This is a genomic window from Acinetobacter sp. YH12097 (genome assembly GCF_013419225.1).
Lineage (GTDB): Bacteria > Pseudomonadota > Gammaproteobacteria > Pseudomonadales > Moraxellaceae > Acinetobacter > Acinetobacter amyesii.
In genome coordinates this window covers 1-20,596 of sequence record NZ_VPAN01000012.1, presented here as the reverse complement: position 1 = coordinate 20,596, position 20,596 = coordinate 1, and the positions used below count along the sequence as shown (strand labels likewise).

15 protein-coding genes are annotated in these 20,596 nt (G+C 40.0%); 6 read left to right on the top strand and 9 right to left on the bottom strand.

All coding sequences use genetic code 11. The features are described 5' to 3' along the window. Positions 1 to 22: 22 nt before the first annotated feature. Together FTU37_RS07240 and FTU37_RS07235 are read left to right on the top strand one after the other, a co-directional pair. On the top strand, positions 23 to 3,127 hold the full coding sequence (locus tag FTU37_RS07240) for an efflux RND transporter permease subunit (protein ID WP_180124081.1): 3,105 nt from the start codon (positions 23 to 25) through the stop codon (positions 3,125 to 3,127). Positions 3,128 to 3,222: 95 nt separating this feature from the next. Beyond that, entirely contained in the window at positions 3,223 to 4,938 is a 1,716-nt protein-coding gene (locus FTU37_RS07235; protein ID WP_180124080.1) for a proline--tRNA ligase, read from the top strand. Between the two features lie 64 nt (positions 4,939 to 5,002). On the opposite strand, the gene FTU37_RS07230 is transcribed toward FTU37_RS07235, so the two are convergent. From FTU37_RS07230 to FTU37_RS07205, 6 genes are all read right to left on the bottom strand, one after another. Next, positions 5,003 to 6,310, bottom strand: coding sequence for a hypothetical protein (locus tag FTU37_RS07230; RefSeq protein ID WP_180009837.1), 1,308 nt, complete (start codon positions 6,308 to 6,310; stop codon positions 5,003 to 5,005). Positions 6,311 to 6,360: 50 nt separating this feature from the next. Beyond that, positions 6,361 to 8,541, bottom strand: coding sequence for a DUF6160 family protein (locus FTU37_RS07225; protein ID WP_180124079.1), 2,181 nt, complete (start codon positions 8,539 to 8,541; stop codon positions 6,361 to 6,363). Positions 8,542 to 8,571: 30 nt separating this feature from the next. Beyond that, positions 8,572 to 9,261, bottom strand: coding sequence for a hypothetical protein (locus tag FTU37_RS07220; RefSeq protein WP_168379306.1), 690 nt, complete (start codon positions 9,259 to 9,261; stop codon positions 8,572 to 8,574). A gap of 10 nt (positions 9,262 to 9,271) precedes the next feature. Beyond that, positions 9,272 to 11,332, bottom strand: a complete 2,061-nt coding sequence (locus tag FTU37_RS07215) for a hypothetical protein (RefSeq protein WP_180124078.1) — start codon at positions 11,330 to 11,332, stop codon at positions 9,272 to 9,274. Between the two features lie 245 nt (positions 11,333 to 11,577). After that, positions 11,578 to 12,147, bottom strand: coding sequence for a dCTP deaminase (dcd, locus tag FTU37_RS07210; protein ID WP_005008040.1), 570 nt, complete (start codon positions 12,145 to 12,147; stop codon positions 11,578 to 11,580). A 112-nt stretch (positions 12,148 to 12,259) separates the two neighbouring features. Beyond that, positions 12,260 to 12,853, bottom strand: coding sequence for a LysE family translocator (locus FTU37_RS07205; protein WP_180124077.1), 594 nt, complete (start codon positions 12,851 to 12,853; stop codon positions 12,260 to 12,262). Between the two features lie 436 nt (positions 12,854 to 13,289). Between FTU37_RS07205 and FTU37_RS07200 the strand changes: the two genes are divergently transcribed. Genes FTU37_RS07200 through FTU37_RS07190 form a run of 3 tightly spaced genes read left to right on the top strand, consistent with a single transcriptional unit; the run spans position 13,290 to position 16,778 of the window. Then, positions 13,290 to 14,297, top strand: coding sequence for a TAXI family TRAP transporter solute-binding subunit (locus tag FTU37_RS07200; protein ID WP_168379308.1), 1,008 nt, complete (start codon positions 13,290 to 13,292; stop codon positions 14,295 to 14,297). Continuing rightward, positions 14,275 to 14,769, top strand: a complete 495-nt coding sequence (locus FTU37_RS07195; RefSeq protein WP_227591861.1) for a DUF1850 domain-containing protein — start codon at positions 14,275 to 14,277, stop codon at positions 14,767 to 14,769. Before FTU37_RS07200 ends, FTU37_RS07195 begins: the two co-directional genes overlap by 23 nt. Then, on the top strand, positions 14,766 to 16,778 hold the full coding sequence (locus FTU37_RS07190; protein ID WP_180063268.1) for a TRAP transporter permease: 2,013 nt from the start codon (positions 14,766 to 14,768) through the stop codon (positions 16,776 to 16,778). Before FTU37_RS07195 ends, FTU37_RS07190 begins: the two co-directional genes overlap by 4 nt. Positions 16,779 to 16,994: 216 nt before the next feature. Here FTU37_RS07190 and FTU37_RS07185 read toward each other — a convergent pair whose 3' ends face one another. Together FTU37_RS07185 and apbC are read right to left on the bottom strand one after the other, a co-directional pair. Beyond that, positions 16,995 to 17,393: a hypothetical protein gene (locus tag FTU37_RS07185; protein ID WP_180124076.1), complete on the bottom strand. Its 399-nt coding sequence runs from the start codon at positions 17,391 to 17,393 to the stop codon at positions 16,995 to 16,997. A gap of 199 nt (positions 17,394 to 17,592) precedes the next feature. Next, positions 17,593 to 18,864 carry an iron-sulfur cluster carrier protein ApbC gene (apbC, locus tag FTU37_RS07180; protein WP_180034518.1) on the bottom strand — a complete coding sequence of 424 codons (1,272 nt, stop codon included), beginning with the start codon at positions 18,862 to 18,864 and terminating at the stop codon, positions 17,593 to 17,595. A 661-nt stretch (positions 18,865 to 19,525) separates the two neighbouring features. Between apbC and FTU37_RS07175 the strand changes: the two genes are divergently transcribed. After that, complete coding sequence (locus tag FTU37_RS07175; RefSeq protein WP_180021292.1) at positions 19,526 to 19,864, top strand: hypothetical protein; 339 nt, start codon at positions 19,526 to 19,528, stop codon at positions 19,862 to 19,864. Positions 19,865 to 19,912: 48 nt separating this feature from the next. On the opposite strand, the gene FTU37_RS07170 is transcribed toward FTU37_RS07175, so the two are convergent. Further along, positions 19,913 to 20,311 (bottom strand): hypothetical protein, encoded by a 399-nt coding sequence (locus tag FTU37_RS07170; protein WP_180021294.1) that lies wholly within the window; start codon positions 20,309 to 20,311, stop codon positions 19,913 to 19,915. Positions 20,312 to 20,596 lie beyond the last annotated feature (285 nt).

Below are 20,596 nucleotides of genomic sequence, written 5' to 3'. Positions count from 1 at the left end.
AGAATAAGGCAGGACAGTTGTTATGTGGTTAACCCGAATTAGTGTGAAATATCCTGTTTTCACCATCATGATGATGTTCTGTCTGATGGTGCTAGGACTCGCTTCTTGGCAACGTATGGGCGTTGAGGAATTTCCTGATGTCGACTTCCCTTTTGTTGTGGTCTACACCAACTATCCAGGTGCTTCTCCTGAGTCTGTCGAATCTGAAATCACTAAGAAACTTGAAGATCAGATCAATACCATTTCTGGCCTCAAGCAAGTGATTTCACAGTCCAGTGAAGGTTTATCCACGGTTATTGTCGAATTTAATCTAGATGTCTCGTCCTCTGTAGCTGCACAGGATATTCGAGATAAAATTGCACCAGTAACCGCACAATTTCGTGATGAAATTGATGACCCCATCGTAGAACGTTATGACCCTACTGCCAGTGCAATTATGTCGATTGTTTTTGAATCGAAGGACATGTCTTTACGTGATTTGAGTTCCTATCTGAATCAACGGATTGTGCCACAGCTCAGAACGGTTCCCGGTGTCGGTACGGTCAATTTATTGGGTGATGCACAGCGTCAAATTCGTATTCAAGTAAATCCGCAAAAATTACAAAGTTTCGGGATTGGGATAGACCAAGTTATAAACACCCTAAAATCTGAAAATATTGAAGTTCCGGGGGGGACTTTAAAACAAAAGAACTCAGAATTGGTGGTCGAAATTAAATCTCGGGTTATTCACCCAAACTCATTCGGTGATTTAGTGGTTGCCAATAAAAATGGCGCGCCGATTTATCTCAAACAAATTGCCGAAATAGAAGATAGCCAAGCTGAAATGGAGTCGAGTGCTTATCTGAATGGTAAAACAGCCGTCGCTGTCGACATTCTGAGAAGTTCGGACTCTAATGTGATTGAGGTTGTTGATAATACCCGTAAAACCTTAAGTAAAATCCAAAAGCAATTGCCGCAAGGCACGACCGCAGAAATTGTGGTTGATTCTTCAAAAGGTATTCGTGGCAGCATTAAAGACGTGGCACGTACGATTATTGAAGGTGCAGTACTTGCGGTACTCATTGTATTGTTATTTCTCGGCTCATTTCGTTCGACAGCCATTACAGGTTTAACCCTACCGATTTCGCTACTAGGTACCCTCACCTTTGTTTGGATTTTTGGTTTTACCATCAACATGATGACCCTACTGGCTCTCTCGCTGAGTATCGGTCTCCTGATTGATGATGCCATTGTGGTACGCGAAAATATTGTCCGCCATGCCGATATGGGCAAGGACCACGTCACCGCCGCACTCGACGGCACGAAAGAAATTGGTTTAGCTGTATTGGCCACGACCTTGACCATTGTCGCGGTATTTTTACCTGTGGCATTTATGGGCGGTATTATTGGGCGGTTCTTCTATCAATTTGGTGTAACCGTCAGTACTGCTGTACTGATTTCAATGTTTGTGAGTTTCACCCTTGACCCGATGTTGTCTGCTCACTGGGCAGAGCGCCACGATCCTAATAAAAAGCCGGGAAAAATCAAATGCTTCTTTAACTGGATTTCGGGCAAACTCGACAACCTAAGCCATCATTATGAAAAATTACTCAAGCTTGCTTTAAAGTTCCGTCTCATCACCCTTTTAATCGCCGTTGCATCATTATTTGGTGCATTGGGTTTATCCAAACTGATCGGAACCGAATTTGTACCGGTACCAGACAAAGGTGAAATTCGGATCAAATTTGAAACACCAGTTGATGCAACCCTTGAATATTCACAGGCGAAGCTTAAGCAAGTAGATCGTATCATTCGCCAGCATCCAGAAGTCAAAGCCACTTATGGTGCCATTAATAGTGCTACTGACCGCGGCAAAAACCATGCCAGCATTCGTGTCACCGTTTCACCACGTACGGAGCGTAGTCAAACCTTAACGGATCTCAACAATGAATTCCGTACACGTTTAAAACATGTGGCAGGAATTACTATTACCTCGATTGCCTCAGCTGATGAAACAGTTTCGGGCGGTCAAAAGCCGGTCATGATCTCGATTAAAGGCCCTGACTTAGATGAGTTACAACGCATTTCAGATCGATTCTTGGTTGAAGTTGCCAAAGTCGAAGGTATTGTCGACTTAGAAAGCTCGCTTAAAGAACCTAAACCGACGCTAGGTGTACATATCAATCGCGTTTTAGCCAGTGATTTAGGTTTATCCGTCAATCAGATCGCCAATGTGTTACGCCCTCTTCTTGCGGGGGATAATGTAACAACGTGGAAGGATGATAAAGGCGAAACCTATGATGTAAATTTACGTCTCACTGAAGATCAGCGTCGACTACCAACAGACATTCAAAGCATGTACATCACATCGCAAAAAACCGATGCCACAGGCTTACCTATCTTGGTTCCATTGGCAAGTGTGGCTAGCTTTGAAGAAACACTCGGTGCTTCACAAATTAACCGTCGTGATCTGGCACGTGAAGTGATGGTTGAAGCCAACACGGCAGGTCGTCCCGCGGGTGATATTGGAGCCGAAATCAATGAGATTGAGAAAAATTTCGACTTGCCACCGGGTTATAGTTTTGTCACGCAAGGTGCCAATAAAGATATGGCTGAATCAGCGGGTTATGCAATGACAGCGATTACGCTCTCTATTGTGTTTATTTATATTGTTTTGGGTTCACAATTTAATAGCTTCATTCACCCTGCAGCCATTATGGCGTCATTGCCCTTATCATTGATTGGGGTGTTCTTAGCCCTATTCTTATTTAATTCAACCATGAACCTCTTTTCCATTATCGGGATTATTATGCTCATGGGCTTGGTGACAAAGAACGCAATTCTACTCATCGACTTTATTAAAAAAGCCATGGATCATGGGGTAAATCGTTATGAAGCGATTATTGAAGCAGGTAAAACCCGTTTACGCCCCATTTTAATGACCACCAGTGCAATGGTGATGGGTATGGTTCCGCTTGCACTTGGTCTGGGTGAAGGCGGTGAACAAAGTGCGCCTATGGCACATGCCGTGATTGGCGGGGTGATTACCTCTACCCTACTAACACTTGTGGTTGTACCGGTGATTTTTACCTATTTGGATGATTTCCGAAACTTCCTTGCACGTCAGGCCAAAAAAATCATGTCATAATGACAAAATCTAAAATGAGGTGACTTTGGAAATGTTCACCTCATTTTTTATTGTATACTCTCCACTTTAACGCTTAATTTTTTAGGACAGTTTCCATGCGCGCGAGTCGCTTTTTATTTGCAACGTTAAGAGAAACCCCAAACGATGCTGAAGTTATTTCACATCAGCTTATGCTTCGTGCCGGGATGATTCGTAAATTGGCTTCAGGTTTATACACTTGGCTGCCGATGGGCGTTCGCGTATTAAATAAAGTTGAAGCGATTATCCGCGAAGAGATGGATCGTGCTGGTTCACTTCAAGTCCTGATGCCTGTCACTCAACCCGCATCTTTATGGGAAGAATCAGGTCGTTTCGTACAATATGGTCCAGAACTTTTACGTTTTAAAGACCGTCATAACAATGACTTTGTACTTGGCCCTACACATGAAGAAGTGATTACAGATCTTGCTCGCAATGAATTGAAAAGCTATAAGCAATTGCCTGCAAACTTCTACCAAGTACAAACCAAATTCCGTGACGAAATCCGCCCTCGTTTCGGTGTGATGCGTTCACGTGAATTCATCATGAAAGATGCCTATTCTTTCCATGTTGACCAAGCTTCTTTACAAGAAACCTATGACAAGATGTATGCAGCTTATTGCAAAATTTTCACTCGTTTAGGTTTAAATTTCCGTCCAGTTCAAGCGGATACAGGTTCAATTGGTGGTTCGGGTTCTCATGAATTCCACGTCCTTGCGTCTAGCGGTGAAGATGACATCGCATTCTCTACAGAGTCAGATTATGCTGCTAACGTAGAAATGGCTGAAGCCGTACTAGTTGGTGAACGTGCTGCTCCGACTAAAGCACTTGAAATTATTGATACACCAAATCAAAAAACCATAGCTGATGTTTCTGAATTCCTTAAATCAAAACCTGCTCAATCTGTAAAAGCATTGTTGGTTCAAGGTGTTGCTGAAGAAGGTAAAGCTGCGCCAGTGGTTGCCTTATTCCTACGTGGCGACCATGAACTGAATGAAATTAAAGCTGAAAAACACCCATTAATTGCTGCTCCATTGGCCTTTGCAACTGAAGCACAATTGGCTGACTTAGGTTTAACGGCTGGTTTCTGTGGCCCTCAAGGCTTAACCCAAAAAGGCATTACAGTTATTGTTGACCGTGCAGCGTCTGTACTTTCAGACTTTGTTGCTGGTGCAAACCAAGTCGATAAACATGCTGTAGGTGTAAACTGGGAACGTGATGCACAATACACCGAAGTTTATGACCTTCGTAATGTTGTTGAAGGTGACCCTTCTCCAGACGGTCAAGGTACAATCTTGATTAAACGTGGTATCGAAGTTGGTCATATCTTCCAGTTGGGTCAAAAATACTCTGAAGCACTTGGCTGTAAAGTCTTAGGTGAAGACGGCAAACCTCTCGTTGTGACTATGGGTTGCTATGGTATTGGTGTAACCCGTGTTGTTGCTTCTGCAATTGAACAAAACTTCGATGACAAAGGGATTATTTGGCCGTCTGCAATTGCTCCTTTCGAAGTTGCTATTGTGCCAATGAATGCGCATAAATCACCGCGCACGTTAGAAGCAGCTGAAGCACTGTATGCAGAATTAACTGCTGCTGGTTATGATGTTCTTCTAGATGATCGTAATGAACGTCCAGGTGTTAAATTCTCTGATATCGAGTTAACAGGTATTCCACACCGTATCGTTATTGGTGAGAAAGGTTTGGATGCTGGTACATTTGAGTACAAAGGTCGCCGTGATGAAGAATCAAGCAACCTCAGTAAAGAAGACCTTTTAGCGAAAATTGCAAAATAATTTGCGCTAAATATAAAAAAATCCCGCTAAGTGCGGGATTTTTTTATATTAAATACTTTAAGCCTTAACAGAATTTCAGCCCGCCGAAGCAGTTAGAACGAAACTCCTGTCCAGAAAGTTTTAAATTGTTTAATGGGAAATCAATTAATGACGGGTTTTTAATTTCTTTAACATCTAAAGCCGAACCTGCAACACAACCAAAGATTAAATCTCCACAATTACGAACATTGGTACTTAAGTCATGGTTAATTCCAGCGATCGTTTGTTTCAACACTTCATCCGTAATCGCCACTTTATCTGAAGGTGTAATACTCCCCAAATCGACCTCATCTTCCATCGCCAACCACCAACCTCTTTCTGCTGCAACTGCAGCACCAGGCCAGAGTATTTTTTGAGCTTGTAAGGATAACGAAGCAGGGTTATTTAGATAAAGTGCATGGATCAAACCTAAACTTTGATTTACCGTAATATCGGTTTGTAGTCCAGTAAGATAGCCTGTTACGTCTTTATTCAAATTAATATTTAACCCAAGTAGAGAGATCTGAGCTTCTAATGGACCACTAAAATCTAGACGATCAACTGTACCTGTGCCTTTTAATACCGCAATATTATCCTTAATTCTATTCCCGCTCACGACAGTGGCTGGAATTGTAAAAGGTGCTGTGGTTGATTTTAAATTAAAAGAATAATTATCTGATTTGTAGTGAAGCGGTAGATCAACTTCAGCACCAAATAATGTCCCCTTAACTGCCCCTTCAATGTATTGCTGCGTAGAAGCATAGTCCATCACACGCTCGGCAGTTGTTGCAACACCCGCAGACGCTTTGGTTTTCATATACCCACTAAAGGTGTTGATACCATTGGGTGTATTACTATTTTCTGTACCTAATGTCATTAACCCAGAAATTTTTTCAGCGCTCAGACGAAAGCCCATCACTTCACGAGTTGCAGCTGATTTGGGATCTTTAATTGCAATTTCGATAAAAGGATTGGTCAACAAAGCAGAAGTTGCCGCACGTTCATCAGACGTATAATTGCTATTTACAGGCAATCCACTCAATGAAATATGATCGATATCAATATCACAAGCACCTGAGCCATTTGCACCACCACAACCCAATTGCAGCTTTTTAATATTGGCATTGAGCTCCATTTCAGCTTCTAAACCAAGCTTATAAAAGCCGACATTGGATTGGTCTACGGCTTGTCCACTCTCATCCACAGAATTATACCCCTGCGTATATTCCATGGAGAGTAATGCTTGACCATCAACTTTTGATAAGCTTTCATCATCTAAAGCCATCATTGCATGAGATAAGCTACTCATCGCAAATGTCGAGAAGATCAAACCTCTGATTAACTTCTTTTTCATAACAAATTCCCTGTTCGTTATTTTATTTATTTGTTATTGATTTAATATTATTAGCGTGGAGTAATCCCCATGGTGCTTCGCATTGTTCCACCGGTTAGGGCTATATCCGCCATCTTTTGCATATTGCCATTTGTTAACATCGATACTTCTGCACGAAACACTTTAGACATATTATTGGTTGGATTGAATTTCACCTGATTATCAAACTCTACCGAATCTTGTTTCATTTTAATTCGAGCATCAAAACCTAGATCGCCCTGCATTTTATTAATATTGATACTTGAAGCTGAAACGACACCGCTGGCATTTACATCTTCATTCATCAAACTTAAATAGCTTCCCATAACTTTTTGATCTTTCTTTTCAGCATCTGTTAATGCTTTAAATTCAAAGCTTCCACGAAAAGATAAATAATTATTTTCTGCACTGTCATTTAGGCCCGGTACTATAAATAGCTCACCTTTACCATCAAGTTTAAACGCAATATTCGTCAACACATCATCACGTTTAGAGAAATTATCTAAAGGTACTGTAGTCCCACATTTGGCAGAAGCTGTAGTCGCACAGTTATAGGTTGAACCCGGAAGTTGACCAATCGCTAACTCGGCATTAGCTGCAATCAATAAATTATCTGCACGTACATAGATGCCATCATTTTCATAACCAATCACACCATCAGATTGAATAAGGGCATTGATGTTTCGTAAGCCTGCATAATAATTGACTTCTTGACCATTAATACCTTTTTTACCATCAATCAAAATAATGGAAGTTGTACTTGGTGTTCCTGTTTTTTTATCAACACCATAACCATCTGTGCTCATTACAAGGTTATAGCCAATACCTGATTTTTCAGCCGCATTTTTATAACTGTATTTTTTCTCTGATAATGCAACATTGGCATTCATATTATAAATCGGGATACCAATCCCCCAACTGTTGTCATTACTTGCAATTGCAGCAATTGAGTTATCAGAAATAAATCGTGCGGTACGCGCGATGGACTGAAAATCCATACCACGAATCGCCACTAGTGCAAAATTTCCACCCGCCGTTTGATTTGACAGATTCTGGGTTAAAACATTATTGGTTAAGCCTAATGTCGCTTTTAATTTATCATTTACCAGAAAATCAAGGCTTTTGGCTTGAATGGTATTGATATAAATATCGCCAAAATCAATATAGGCATTTTTATCAGCAACTAAAGACGTTAAATTAGAAAATTCAATGGCATAACTACCAATACCCGTATGGCCAATTTCTAAGGTTGTCGGTGCTTGACCTGCAACAAGACTCGGATCATCCTTTGAAGTAAAATCCGCGCGCACTCCTAAATGTAAACCACCTGAACCAACAGACTCATATCCTGAAGCTTTCGTTGCTAGACCAAAATCTTTAATTCCGTCTTGATTGGCATTTAAGGCCACTCGTGCATTAGTGACAGCACCCGATGCTCCCATACGAATTAAATTGCGCTGTGCACCACCATCGGTACCGTAACGTAGATCGATATTAACGCCGGGGTTTGTGGCATCGCTACGTGAGCTATGCACATCTGATGTGTCCTTGACCCGCCCCAAATTGACCGTATGATCTTTGCTCCCTGTGGATTTTGTGGTGAGAACAATGCCTTCATCAGCTGCAACATACATATAACCTGAACCAGCAAAGTTAAAGTTAAAGTCCTTTAAGGTTACGCTATGTCCATTCATACCATGACTAATACTGGCATTTTGCAATTGAAATTCCATATACGCCGTATCATTACGGTTAAATAGACCATTGCTGGTTTCAAGTAATACTTTTAAAGGTGAAGATGTTGCAATCGTAAGTGAACCTAAATTTTGCGTATGCGTTTGGCACGTTGCACCTTGACACAGCAGCATAATATTTTGTGCAACAGCCGTAAATGGACTGACACTTGCAGCTATACGCATGCCTACACCAGCATCCGTAGTCCCAACATCAAAATCTAATTTTGATGTAATGGTGCTTTGCCCAACACCATCTATTTGTACATTGTGCAAACCCATTTTCATCTTATTTTGGTCAGTTGGGTCAACCCAATTTAACTGATCAACTTTGACTCTAGAAACTTCATAGGTAATCGAAATACCATCTTGGCCAGTAACTGCACCCAAGCTTTCATCGGTCATCGCTTCAAAAGCATAGGCGTGTTGAGCAAGTAAAATACTGGTTGCGAGTGCCGTTAAAGTTGTTATTTTTTTCATCACTATATCCTTATATTCAGTCACAGCTGATTAACAGCGACCTGCACCATTTCCAGTGCAGTTAAAACTGAAGATGTTTAACTTTCCACTCATGTGCATGTTGCCGTGCACATTAACACCCATAAATCCTTGTTCTGAACCACGATCAAAATCAGGCACAGCTAAAGTTGAAGTTGTTCCATCAGCTTTCTTTTCGGTATAGGTCGTATAAGTACTGGTATTCTCATAACCTTCCTTACCTGTCGTACCTGTTTCCACCGCCAACGTAGCAAAGCCTAAATTCCTAATTTTTAATGGCTTATCATCATAAAATGTCAACTGCATAGCCGTTTGTGGATTACCTTCACGATTGATAATCGTCACACCATCTAGTGAAAATTGATCGATCTGTAACGTTCCTTGAAACTGTTTAAACACCAACCATTTCTTATTACCATTTGCATCCACATGATTATTGGGTGCAAGAGCTAAGCGACAAAACTCATTGGATGAACATTGATATCCATAAAAAGCCTGAGTAGTTTTACCATTCGCATCCATGATAGAAATGTTGTTTTTCGACATATCATTGGCGTATTGATGGTTTAATGAAAGCGTCCAACTGAGATCTGCACCGCCTTGACCGGTTGCAGCGGTAAGTTCCCTATTATCCATAGACACTAAACCTGCATGAGTTTGTGTCAGTGCAGCACAAACAACAGCGCATAAAATTTTATACATGTGATTTCTCCTACAGCCCTGTTGTTCTTATTTTTAAGTGCTGAATCAATACGCCATCTATGGCAACAGATCCTAAATTCGTGCTTTGTCCATTGACACCTTTAAACACCACACCTGTCGCAGTATCCGTACTTTTTGCATTCAACAGATTACCAGGCAAGCGCTCTACTGTACCGATCGCAATGCTACTGTGTGTTGCATTACGTCCTTGATATAGTGCTGTCGCATCTGAAGAGTTTGCTTTTAACTCCGTGCCACAACTATAGACATTACAGGTTGAACCTTTAAAGTCTGCAGCAGTTAAACCCGATGTACCTGTGGTATTACCAGCGATATCCGTATAGTAAGTATAAATTTTACTGTAAATAGAAGGTACATTTGGAATACGTGTCACTTCCAAAATAATATTTCGACCTTCTGAACCCACAATAAAGGGCTGATACATATTTCCTAAAACTAAATTGATATTTGGGCTATATAAATATAGACCTTCAGTTTCATGAAAGATTGGAGCTGCAGATCGATCCATCGCTGGTGTCGCTGCTGTTCCATCATCCAATTCAGGGCGTGCAGCTGTACTGATACGCATGCCGCGAGCATCCAAATCTCCATCATTGATACTCAGTGACTCAGCACGATCATTGGTATTAATACGAATTAAACTGGCTAAACCTAAGGTTTGGTTGTAATTTGTATTTGTAGATTTTAGGGTTTGAAAAATTCGAACTTGTGATCCATTAAAACTCAGGCCATTCGCAACAATTTGAGTACGTAAACGATAGTCTTTATCTAAGCCGCTAGTCGGCGCACCGGTAATCGGATCAACAACATTGCTTGAATTCAACGACCGTGAAAATACATCCATCCACAAACCAAGCTTGATGTTGTTAGATGCATCATCTGCCGCAATTTTCTTTAATGGTGCCTCAATCGCTAAGTAACCAACATTCCCCTTATTATCTTTCGCAAATTGTTCAACATCTTGATTACCCGCATGGAAAAGCCATGGGTTTTCTGCTGTACCCCAATTAAATCCTTGGTCTGTATAGCGCGTTGCTAATGAACTTTTTCCATTTTTATCTTTGCTATTGGACAGGGCTAAGCCATATATAAATACATCTGCTTTCGATCTGAGGCTCGATACGGTCGCAGTCGAGGCAATTTGTTTTGCTGTAATTTCAGCATTTTTTTTCACCGTTGCTAATGCTGAATCACTCGCCTTTTGAGCTTCAAGCTTGGCATAGTCCGTTGCCAACTGATTGAGGGTTTCTGCAGCTTTGGCATTTAACTGAGCATCTTTTGTTGGATCAATAAGATTTGAACGTGTAATTTTTCCTGAGACATAATTTTTATAAAACGTAGACCCAGTAGGTAAATTACCCGTACTATTGTTACCGTATAGTAACTCAATCATTTCATAGGTATTTTTTAAAGCAGCAGCTTGAGACTTTTCTTTTAACCACGGTGTAATTGATTCTTTCGTTGTACCATCATCTTCTAATTTCAAACCAGACGATGAACCATCATAATAATCTGCATAACGCTGATCGTAATATGCCTTCATCGTTGGTGATTCAAGATAAGACTGTACTAATCGGCCACGATATTCTGTTGAATATGTTGCTATGGTTTCATTGGTAATACGTGTAGCATTATTGGTCTCATAGGTGCTTTTAGAACTTAAGAAAGTGGAGTCATAAACACCGTTATAGCCCGTAACTCGGCCTTGCTGATAGGCATCAACATATGCAGCTTTATAGATTTTATCGTAAGCACGCTGGCCTAATTGTTCATAGTTTTCACCTGTAGGAATAATCCGAATAAAACCTGTATCGCTTTTCCCTGGATCAACCATACCAGACGCATAACTAGAAGCCGTAGAACGGTCATTTGGCCCTTGAAAGACCATTTTGAAATTTTCTAAAGTGAGTGCAACACCTTCACCTGTTGTGGCTGAAAGTGCTTCATCTGATAAATCTTGAAGCGCATAAACAGATGGTGCAGCAAACATGCTGACTGCGGCTGCTAAGCAACTCTGGCGGAATAACTTAGCCTGGGTGAATTGAGTCATCTCTACCTTCCTTTTATCAGATGCTCTGCATCTCTCTTATATTTATTCCTGAGAACTGGCTTTGATGTTATTGCCCATTTATTCCTTAAATGGAGACTTGTGATAGACCAGTCACTTAACTTTTTATTATGCTGAATAATTACTCAATTGCAAAAACTTCCCCACCGAATGGTCTATTTTCCGATGAATGACCCAACAAAAAAGCGGGCTAATTCGCCCGCTTTTTTTAAACTAAATCCGAAGGATTAAGCTTTCGGTAAAGTCACACCGGTTTGACCTTGGTATTTACCACCACGGTCTTTATAAGAGGTTTCACACACTTCGTCTGATTCAAAGAACAACATTTGTGCGACACCTTCACCCGCGTAAATACGTGCAGGCAAGTTGGTTGTATTCGAAAATTCTAAAGTCACGTGACCTTCCCACTCTGGTTCAAGAGGCGTCACATTGACAATAATACCGCAGCGAGCATAGGTTGATTTACCCAAACAAACGGTTAACACATTACGTGGAATACGGAAATATTCGACTGTACGTGCTAGTGCAAACGAGTTTGGCGGAATGATACAAACGTCTGATTCGATATCAATAAAGCTTTTATCGTCAAAGTTTTTAGGGTCAACAATTGCTGAATGAACATTGGTAAAGACTTTAAATTCACGAGCACAGCGCACGTCATAACCATAGCTCGACACGCCATACGAAATAAGCTTTTCGCCATTTTCATCATAACGGACTTGGTTTTCTGCATACGGTTCAATCATGCCGTGTTTTTCGCTCATTTCGCGAATCCAACGATCAGACTTAATAGCCATTTATCTCTATCCAAAAACTTAAATCAATTATTGCGTGGTACTTTAACTGAAATCCAACTTAATGAAAATAAGCTTTGCCGAACTAAGCGGATTTAGTCATTTTCAAATCAATTTAAAGTTTTAAAATCGCAGAATAACTCAGTGGTATCGAAAAACTAACCAAGACTAGCGATGCTGTTCGTTGTAAATTGGCTTGATTGAGCCAACTAATTTTATTCGATGCCAAAACTGAACCAAGGAAGGTCCAAAAAAATGCAATAGGAACAATCAACAACAAAAAGATCAGCATGTGAGCTACATAATACTGCGCATTTTGCCAAGCCAATGCAGGAAAAATCGCAGATGCGAATAATAATGCTTTGGGGTTTAATAACGTCGCAACAAAGAGTTCGCGTGCACGAATGCCCTTTTGATTAAAATTTTCAGCAACAGTTGCTGTACGCCATAATCGCATAGCCAAAAATAGAATATAGCCAGCACTATACAGTTTTAAAATGGTCGGCAGTAAAGGCAGATGTACGGAAATTTTACCAATGAGAAAACCCCATAGGCTAATCGAAATAAGATAACCAAAGGCTTCCGCTGGAATGAGTCGGAATGATTTACGTAGCCCAACTTGAATACCCGAAGATGCGAGTAGCGTATTGGTTGGTCCCGGCGTTAACAAAATACTGATAACTAGACCAATAAAAAACCATGAAATCATACTTTGACCTCAAACTTAATCCGCGAAGATTAATTCAGTTGTTTCGTATTAGCAAAATAAAAAATAGAAATGCTTATAAAAAACTCCTTATTTAATTATAAATTCAGTAACTTAAATAGAAAAACAAAACCTTAGCTGAACAGTCATTCAGAGCACCTTACAATTCAAAGAAATATCTTGAACTTATATTTATAAAAGAAATTTCACATGATTCCATGTATACCCTACAGTTTTTACACGTAACAAAATATTATTAAAATAAACGATATAGCTCCATGCCATTCTTACGCATAACCATTATTTATTGGAGACTAAAAAATCAAAAAAAAATACTTTTCAAAAATAATTGATTAAGTTATGTTCAATTGAGTAGTGGAAATTAAAATTAAAACTCATCAAATCAATATTCAAAATTTATGTGTAAAAGGACGTTTCTATGAACCAATGGACAAAACTCACGTTACTCTCGGTTACTTTGGCGTGTATTACTGCTTGCTCAAATGATCAATCTACTTCAAAAAATACCACGGAAGGAAAAAGCGCAGAAACTGCTACATCTGACAAACTTCAAACCAAGTTCGTAACCATTGCAACTGGTGGGGCATCAGGACCTTACAATGTGATTGGGACAAGTCTTGCAGAAATTTATAACAAAACCTTTGGTGTAAATTCTAAGACTCAAACTACAGGTGCATCCGTCGAAAACTTAAACCTTCTGAAACAGAATAAAGTTGAAATGGCATTTGTTATGAGTGACAGCTTAACAGAAGCACTGAACGGAACAGGAAGTTTCGCAAATGGTAAAGTTGAGAATGTCAGCCAAGTCGCAGCGCTTTATCCCAACTACGTACAAATCGTAACCTCTAAAAAATCAGGGATCAAAAATATCGAAGATTTGAAAGGTAAACGTATCGCTGTAGGTGCACAAAATTCAGGTGTAGAAGTAAATGCACGTACACTGTTGAATGGTTTTGGAATCACCTATAAAGATATTAAAGTTGATTATTTAGGCTATGCTGAAGCCGCTGATGCTTTAAAAGGTGGCAAGCTTGATGCAGCATTCCTGACTAGTGGCATTCCAAATTCATCACTCATGGAACTTCAACAAAGCTTTGATCTACAGTTGGTTTCAATCAATGCAGATAAAGTCAAAGAAATAGCTAAAGATCAAAGTTATTTCTTACCGATGATTATTCCAAAAGGCACATATGGCAATACTGCGGACATTCAAACTGCCGCAATTAAAAATGCATTAGTTGTTCGCACAGATATATCGGATGATGATGTCTACAAACTAACAAAAACTTTCTTTGACAGTTTGCCTCAATTGGCAACTTCACACCAAGCAGCAACAGAAATCACGCTTGAAGGTGCTCAACAAGGCCTTGTAGCGCCTCTACATCCAGGCGCGAAACGCTACTATGATGAAGTGGCTAAAAAATAATAAGCTTCAAAAAAATGCAGTTTATACTGCATTTTTTATATTGTTCTTCTTAATCTATGCTAGCTATCCAACACTGTATACGCAGGTTAGAGTTGAAACTGATATATGCAAAATTTCAACTGATCAATTTGATTTACAGTGGAAGCATTCAGTAGAAAAGACGGCTTGGTCTGAACAATATCAGCGTCAAAAGAATAAGTTTTTACTGCGCCACACCGATTTGATTTCATTTGGTGCAGGTACACCCTCAAATTATCCCATTGAGTTTCAAAAAAATGGTGTGATTAGAATGCGGGTCAATCAAAATATAGATGAAATCAACTGGGTGATTTCTAGAAATATGCAAGGCACGATCCTCGCTGACCAAAAAATTTGGTCTATTTTTCAAAGTTACCCAGACTATAGTTTGGTCAACATCTCGGTTCAATATCAACCCAAATGGAAGTCTTGGTGGATTGGAGAATGCCTATGAATTCCAAAGAAGATAAAGTTGTATTAGAACAACTCGATGAGAAACAACAACAAGCCATATTAGAAAAATTTGATCGGGAATCTGTTACTCGAATCAATATGAGCAAATCTGTTACCTACTTTGTTGCATTTGTAGCGATCTTTTATTCATTATTTCATTTATTTATTACGTTTAATCCTTTACCTGAGTTAATACAGCGTGCAGCCCATGTCGCTATTGGCCTAGCACTCATTTTTTTACTCTATCCAGCTCGTCAAACAAGCTCCCGACAGCATATTTCACTTCTCGATTGGTTCTTGGCTTTGCTTTCCATCTTCAGTTTTTTATATTTATGGAAAGAATATCAATCTATTATGACCACTCGAGGTGGTATTCCAAATACCTTAGATATCGCGTTTGCAATTATGAGTGTGGTATTAGTCATAGAAGCAACTCGCCGGGTCATGGGGTGGATGCTGCCCATTTTAAGTTTAATTTTCCTGACCTATACATTTATCAGTCACTTTGATTGGTTGCCAGATCGATTAATTACTCGCCCTTATACCATCAGCGACATTTTCGGACATATGTATTTAAAAACCGAAGGCTTATATTCTTCGGCAATTGGTGCATCCGTCACTTTTATTTTCTTATTTATCCTTTTTGGTGCTTTTCTTGCAAAATCAGGTATGGGGAAATTGTTCAATGATCTTGCCATGGCATTGGCGGGTCATAAACAAGGTGGTCCTGCCAAAGTTGCTGTAATTTCAAGTGGATTTATGGGCAGTATTAATGGAACTGCTGTTGCCAATGTTGTTGGCACAGGCTCATTTACCATTCCATTGATGAAAAAAATTGGTTATCACAAGAATTTTGCTGGTGCCGTTGAAGCCAGTGCATCCGTCGGTGGACAAATTTTGCCGCCAGTCATGGGTGCGAGTGCCTTCATTATGGCCGAAACAACTGGCGTGAGTTATGGCACGATTGCACTAGCCGCATTATTACCTGCCTTATTGTATTACCTTGGCGTCATGGCTCAAGTTCATTTCCGTGCGGGTAAAGATGATCTGAAAGGCGTACCTAAAGCTGATTTACCTAAAGTAAAAGAAGTTCTAAAAGAGCGTGGACATTTACTTATTCCAATTTTGGCACTGGTCTTTTTCTTATTTCAAAATATTCCTGTGAGCTATGCTGCTGTCTACACCATCGTCCTGACCATCTTTGTAGCAGCTTTAAGAAAATCAACACGAATGGGTGTAAAAGATATTTTAGATGCGCTCGTTGATGGAGCCAAACAATCATTATCTGTGATGGCTGCTTGTGCTGTCGTTGGTATTATTATCGGCGTAGTAAGTCTGACAAGTTTTGGTTCAGTAATGACTTCTTCAATTATGAGTTTAGGTGCAGGTAGTCTCTTTCTCACTTTATTTTTAACCATGATTGCATCGATGATTTTAGGCATGGGGCTTCCATCTATTCCGGCCTATATCATTACTGCCACCATGGCAGCACCAGCACTCGCAAACTTTGATATCCCTGTATTAGTCGCGCATATGTTTGTGTTCTATTTTGGTTTATTTGCAAACATCACCCCACCAGTTGCCCTTGCCGCCTTTGCGGGCGCAGGAATTGCAGGCGGTGATCCAATGCGCACTGGGTTTCAGGCCTTAAAACTATCTCTTGCTGGTTTTATTGTTCCATTTTTATTCGTTTATAACCCTGCCATGCTGATGATTGATACCACCAATGTTGCAGTCAATGCTCGAGAATTTGCCTTTCCTGCATGGACAACTATAGTGAGTATTACTGTCACTTCAGTGATAGGAATTCTCGCTTTAGGCTCCGCAGTTGAAGGTTATTTCAAGACTTATCTCAACTGGTTCTGGCGTATTTTTTTAGGTGTGGGTGCGCTGTGTATGATTATTCCAGAAACCATTACAGATATTGTAGGCATTATCATGGTCATCATCGCAATTACGGTGAATATTATCACTGCTAAACGTAAAGCAAACCCGTCTCTTTCCTCCTAAAAAACCAATTAAAAAGCCCGGTAATTACCGGGCTTTTTAATTTCTTAGACTAAGGCGTACCCTCATTTGATGGGTGGGTTTTAATGACTTCAAATAATATTTAAAATTATTTGTTCCTCTATATTTTTTCAATGCTAAGCCCCTTGTAACAGAGGAGATTTGGCAAAAAAAAAGCCTGACCGGAGTCAGGCGCACTGAAAAATCAATAGTCAGTGATTAACCCACAATCGCTTTTTTCAAGTCTTTTGCAGTTTGTGCTTTTTGCGTTGCTTTGGTTTTTTCTTTTGCAATTTTTGCTTTCTTATCAACAGCTTTTTGATCTGCCTTGGCTTTGGCTTTTGCAGCTTTCTCTGCTTTAGCTTCAGCTGCTTTTTTCGCTTTGAGTTCTTTTGCAGTCAATTTTGATTTTTGATCGCTGACTTTTTTTGCCGCTTTCGCTTCAGCTTCAGACTTTGCTTTTACCGCTTTTTGTACATCTGAATTTGCTGCGATTTTTTGTTGCGCAATTTGACCCGCAACCTGTTTCGCAGTTGGAGCAGTTGTATTTGCCATTGCAGAAGCGGCGAACACGGTTGTACTCACAGCAAGAACAAGAGTTTTGACTAAAATTTTCATTTGGTTAACTCATTATTTATCAAGATAATTTAATGAGTGTGATTAAGCGCTAAAATATAGTGTTACATATGTACACAATGTAGCATTGTGTAAACAAAATAACCAACTGCCTATAAAAAAATCAAAATGGGTCTTTTAAGAAAAAAAATCTGGCACGAAGCCAGATTTTAATACGATCAACTTAAATTTCAGTTAAGCCTTAGAAAATACGGTTTTTATCTTTTTCAGCCTGAGGTAATGCATCTGCAATTTTTTGCGCAATCGCCATATAGCTTTCAGCAGCATCATCACCAGCAATCACAGACGGTTTCCCTGCATCGGCATTTTCACGAATTTGTACATTCAGCGGTAAACGACCTAAGAGCGGAATGTCATATTGGGCTGAAAGTTGGTCACCACCACCTGTGCCAAAGATTTGCTCTTCATGCCCACAGTTCGAACAGATATGGGTCGACATATTTTCAACCACGCCCATCACGGGAATGTGTACACGGTTAAACAATTCAATGCCTTTGGTCGCATCCATTAATGCAACGTTCTGTGGTGTCGTCACAATCACAGCACCTGTCACCGGTATACGCTGTGCAAGCGTCAACTGAATATCACCTGTGCCTGGTGGCATATCAATGACCAATACATCCAGATCAGGCCATAATGTTTGATTAAAGAGCTGCATTAACGCCCCTGTCGCTTTCGGCCCACGCCAAGCCACTGGTGTATTGTTATCCCCAGTTAAGTGACCAATTGAAAGCACAGCCATACCATAGGCTTCGATAGGAACAAATTGCTCAGCTTCAATCATCGGCGTACGGCCTGCATTGCCGAGCATCGTTGGAATACTTGGACCATAGATGTCTGCATCTAATACCCCAACTTTTAAACCTAGCTGTTGTAATGCGAGCGCCAAGTTCACAGTGGTGGTCGATTTACCCACACCGCCTTTACCAGATGACACCAAAATGACATTTTTAATGCGTGGATGTTTCGGTACATCACGTTGTTGTGGAGCCGCTTTTTGAATCGGCGGATTATTCGGATCAACTTCAGCAGGTGCTTCAGGTGTTTTCGCAGACGCATCCACAACTGGAGGTAACTGGCTTTTTGCTGCTGAACTCTCTGCTTTTTCTTGGCTAGAACAGCTTTCGCCTTCTGCATGATGATGACCACAACCACCTTCAGATTTATGCCCTGTTTTTTGTTGAATCACATGCATATTCAGCTCGTTAATGCCGCATTTTTCCAACGCATCAGCCAAATCGTCATGGATTTTTTGCAAGTCATCGGCTTCTGAAGGAAAGGTATTAATCGTGATCTGTAAGATCTGACCTTGCACATTTACCTGTGTAATACGGTCTTTTAAAGCATTATTTGAATTGGGAAGTACGTAGTTTTGTAAAACCTGTTGGATTTCCTCTTCTTTCACCTCTTGGGAGGGTGAAAACACAGATTTTAGAGAAGAAAGCCACGACATTATGTTGTCTCCAAACAGGAACATCAAAAGATAATAGCGATAGTTTACCTGTTCATCTGCCACAGAGTAAGAGGGAGATGAATGACTTATCCCTATAAGCTTATAAAGTTGAGTAACTGATGTTACGCACCTAAAAGTAATTTCGCATTTTAAAAATGATTTTTAAGTCTATTCAACGGAGTCTTATATCTAGGGTTTGAATAAAGAGATTAGCCTTCGGCTGGAGGTACTTTTGTTTTGGCAAAAGTACCCAAAACCATTGTCATCCGCAAAACTCGTTCACTAGCGTCAAATTATTCAAAGTATCGCAAAACCATTTTTGATTAGAAGGAGTCCTGTCTCAAACACTTGCGGATGACCTTACCGCGTATCATTCTTTTATTTGAAGCAAACGGTGCGTCTGATGTTACTGCGTAACATCAGTGAGTAATTTAGTCAGCTTTCAAGCAAGTTTTCAAGCGTGTGCCACTTAAAATGCCCTTATAGTTGATCTATGCGGCTAAACCAAAGCCATTAAATTTTAAATTGATTACATATCAACCATACTTTTACAGCGTAATTTCAGTTTATATTTCAATCGTTTCAACAGAATAATTATAGTGATGGATGTGCAATCTAAAGGCACATTTTGTGCTTTTTAGTTTTTAAAATGGGGATGACGATGTATCAGAAGACTGTGTATAAGAAGAATATGTATAAAACGGCTTTATGTGCCTTGATGCTCCTGACTTCAGCAGCCCATGCAGAAGTTATGACTGAAGCCATTCAAACACCTGACCGACAAACTGTAGCGATTGGTGATAGCCTCGATCTCATGCGCTCGCGTATGCAAGCCTCTCCGATGAAAATGGTGTCCTATCCGCTGCAAGAGAAAAATCTGCCTGCAAAATTGGCGGTAGATTACACCTACGAAATTGCCAATATGCGCTACGTGATTACCGTAGTCGATGATCAAGTCAAAAATATTAAGACTGAAAATTTAGATGGATTAAAGCAATGAAACCTAAAAAAGCCGCTCTTTATAGAACGGCTTTTTAATCAGCCCCAATTAAGCTTGGTCATCTTTTTTAAACTTATGCAGTGTGTCAGTGGCTTTCTTTTTTAACTCGTCAAATTTCTCTGTCGCCTGCACTTTTAGTTCATCAAATTTTTCGACAGCCTCATGTTTAAGTTCGGAGGCTTTGACTTTGGCTTCATCAAATTTATGACTCGCTTCTGCTTTTAACTGCTCTAGACGGTCTTTGGTTTCAGCATGCTGTTCTGCATGTTCATGTTTGGCGTCATTTAAGGTTTTTTCACCCTCAAGCTTGAGTTCTTCAACTTTATGCTTTGTACCATCGAGTGCTTTTTCACCTTCAAGTTGAGCCTCTTTGGCTTTGAGCTTTAGATCATCACCCAACTCTGACGCTTTATCTTTCAATTGATCAATTTTATTTTCAGTTGTCATCGTTCTCGCCTCTTCTCTGTTATTGTCTAACAATAGTTATAACGCGATTTGAAGCAGATACTTGAAATAGACGCATTTAGAAACAAATCAACCACAGGAAAACGCCATGTGATTGCCTATTTTCACAATGGCTTGATGCAAATATGCATGGTCGATTTTAGGGTCTGTTGACATTTGTTGATTAAAAAAATAGCGAGATAGTAAAATTAAATCGCCAAACCCAATTTTACACTCGCTATGCCTCGAACAATGCTAAATGATCAACACTGGTCCAAGTTACTTGCT